Here is a 2,769-nt window from a genome sequence, read left to right as displayed (position 1 = left end):
CCCGGTCCACCGGTCGGTGAAAGCGGTACGCAGCACCCGCGCGGGATATCGCGAGGGCCAGGGCAACCCCATTCCCACGTCGTAGGCGCGGGTGAGCACGGCGTCCGCACCGCGCGCGTCGAGCAGGGCTCGCCTGCCCGCTTCCGGCAGCAGCGATTCCGAACAGGCGGCCAGGCAGGTGCCCAGCCATGCGCCACTCGCCCCGGCCCGGAAGACGGCGGCCAGGTCTCCCGGTGCGCCGATGCCGCCCGCGGCCAGCACCGGGACCGATGCCACGTCCAGCACCTCGTCCAGGAGTGGCAGCAGCGCCGCGCTCACCGCGCCGTGGCCGCCGCCCTCCACGCCCCGGGCCACCAGGACGCCGATTCCGGCGTCCTGGGCACGCCGCGCCTCCTGCGCGCTGTACACCTGGGTGACGGGCACGATTCCGGCCTCGGCGACGTCGGCCGCCCAGCCCAGGTTCCCACCGAAGCTCACCGAGATCAGTGCGGGACGGGCCTCGACAGCGGTCTCCAGTAGCCGCGGCTGTCCCGCGACCACCCAATCGACCAGGCCGATGCCGAACGGGCCGTCGATACCGCGGACGTGCGCCAGCTCCCGCTCCAGCGCCGGGACCGACCCGGCGCTGCCCATCCCGATCATGCCGAGCCCACCCGCCGCGGTCACCGCGGCGGCGAGCCGTCCGCCCGCTACGCCGCCCATCGGCGCGTTGACCAGCGGGATTCGGACGCCGATCCGGCGCGCCCACGCTGTCGCGGCGGTCAGGTCGGGTGCGGGAGATCGTTCGCCGGGCGTCGTCACACCTACCATCGCAGCACACGCCGCGCGACCGGTCACGCGCTCCCGTCGTTCCGACGGCGAATCACCCGCGATGACCCAGCATGTCCAGCAATCCGTCGAGCTGCAGTTCGAACAACTCGTCACGGTCGGCGAAGGTGTCCGCTCCGTACATGTCGAAGACGTCCGCGCTCACCGCGCCGAACAGGCCCACCCAGAACGTCACGCCACGCACGGCCAGCCAGTCGGGCAAGTCGAGCTGGAACTCCTCGCGGATCCGCGCGAGACTGCCCGCGAGAGGTGCCGACAACCGCGGCCGTCCGGCGGGAGCTTCGAGTCGACCGGCGTCGTGCGCACGCGCGAAGAGAGTCAGCATCGTCGCGATCACCCGGGTGCCCGGTGCCACGGTCTCGGCCGCGGGCGCGTTGTAGCCGGGAACCGGCGTGCCGAACAGCAATCCGTATCGGGCGGGTTCGGCCAGTGCCCAGCGCCGCACGGTGCGCCCGAGGCAACGCAGCCGGTCGATCGGGTCGTCGACGGCCTCGGCCAGCGCGGCGTCGACTGCGTCGCCGAGGGCGTGGTAACCGTCCACGACGAGCAGGGTGAGCAGCTCGTCGCGACTGCGGACATACCGGTAGACGGCCGAGGACACCACGCCGAGGTCGCGCGCCACCGCGCGCAGGGAGAGTGCCGCGGCCCCCTCGGTCGCCAGGTGTTCGCGCCCGATTCGGACGATGTCGTTCATGGTCTGGGCCCGGGCACGGGCGCGCGGTGTCGTCGGCATAGCAGAACCATGCGCGCTTCGGAGAGCGATGTCAACTGTTGCGAGCACTGCTCTGGCCGAGCCTCCGACACCGGGCCGGTCCGGGACGACCGACCGGCGCCGGGCGCGTTGCAACCCGTTACTTACCCGGGAGTAGTGTTAGCCGAGTCACTGGCGACAGATCGAGGAGTTCCACATGGACCAGCGGACGACGGATTTCGACGTGCTGATCGTCGGGTCGGGGTTCGGCGGTAGCGTCACCGCGCTTCGGCTGGTGGAGAAGGGGTACAAGGTCGGCGTGCTGGAGGCGGGCCGGCGCTTCGCCGACGACGAGCTGCCCAAGACCAGCTGGGAGCTGAAGAAGTTCCTCTGGGCGCCCGCACTCGGTTGCTACGGCATTCAGCGCATCCATCCGCTGCGCAACGTCCTCATCCTCGGCGGGGCCGGGGTCGGCGGCGGGTCGTTGAACTACGCGAACACCCTGTACGTGCCGCCGGAGCCGTTCTTCCGCGACGCGCAGTGGCGTGACATCACCGACTGGCGCGACGAGCTGACCCCGTACTACGAGCGAGCGCAGCAGATGCTCGGCGTGGTGCGCAACCCCCATATGACGCCCGCCGACGAGGTCTTCAAGGCCGTCGCCGACGACATGGGGGTGGGCGACACGTTCGTGCAGACTCCGGTCGGCGTGTTCTTCGGCGAGCCGGGAAAGACCGTGCCCGACCCGTACTTCGGCGGCGTGGGGCCAGAGCGAACCGGTTGCGTCGAGTGCGGCGACTGCATGGTCGGATGCAAGTACGGCGCGAAGAACACCCTGGTGAAGAACTACCTCTACCTGGCCGAGCAGGCCGGTGTCGAGGTCGTTCCGATGACGACGGTCACCGGGTTGCGTCCGCACCCCGACGGCACCTGGGACGTGTCCACCGCCCGCACCGGCGCGTGGCTGCGCAAGCAGCCGAGGACGCTCACCGCCTCCCACGTGGTGCTCGCCGCGGGCACGCGCGGCACCCAGAAACTGCTGTTCGCCATGCGCGACAAGGGCGTGCTGCCCGATCTCTCCGACCGGCTCGGCGTGCTGACGCGCACCAACTCGGAATCGATCGTCGGCGCGGCCACCAAGAAGGTGAGCCCGGGCGTGGACTTCACCAAGGGCGTCGCGATCACCTCGTCCATTCACCCCACCCCGGACACGCACATCGAGCCGGTCCGCTACGGCAAGGGCTCCAACG

The 2,769-nt window shown here is 70.9% G+C and carries 3 protein-coding genes; 1 reads left to right on the top strand and 2 read right to left on the bottom strand.

From position 1 onward, the window contains the following. A partial coding sequence (locus tag ON27_RS13165) for a nitronate monooxygenase (RefSeq protein ID WP_281032764.1) occupies positions 1 to 801 on the bottom strand: 801 nt, incomplete at its 3' end. A 61-nt stretch (positions 802 to 862) separates the two neighbouring features. After that, positions 863 to 1,561: a TetR/AcrR family transcriptional regulator gene (locus tag ON27_RS13160; RefSeq protein WP_043725317.1), complete on the bottom strand. Its 699-nt coding sequence runs from the start codon at positions 1,559 to 1,561 to the stop codon at positions 863 to 865. A 175-nt stretch (positions 1,562 to 1,736) separates the two neighbouring features. On the opposite strand from ON27_RS13160, the gene ON27_RS13155 reads away from it, so the two are divergent. Next, positions 1,737 to 2,769, top strand: a 1,033-nt coding sequence (locus ON27_RS13155) for an FAD-dependent oxidoreductase (RefSeq protein WP_043725314.1), incomplete at its 3' end; no start/stop codon positions are given.

It is taken from the genome of Nocardia asiatica NBRC 100129, from assembly GCF_000308415.1.
Lineage (GTDB): Bacteria > Actinomycetota > Actinomycetes > Mycobacteriales > Mycobacteriaceae > Nocardia > Nocardia asiatica.
Note: the sequence above shows the minus strand (reverse complement) of the source record. Positions and strands in the feature narration are given on the sequence as shown.

What these genes read in the sequence shown, in the direction of transcription:
- ON27_RS13160 (WP_043725317.1), bottom strand. Translation starts at nt 1,561, where the DNA reads ATGCCGACGACACCGCGCGCCCGTGCCCGGGCCCAGACCATGAACGAC.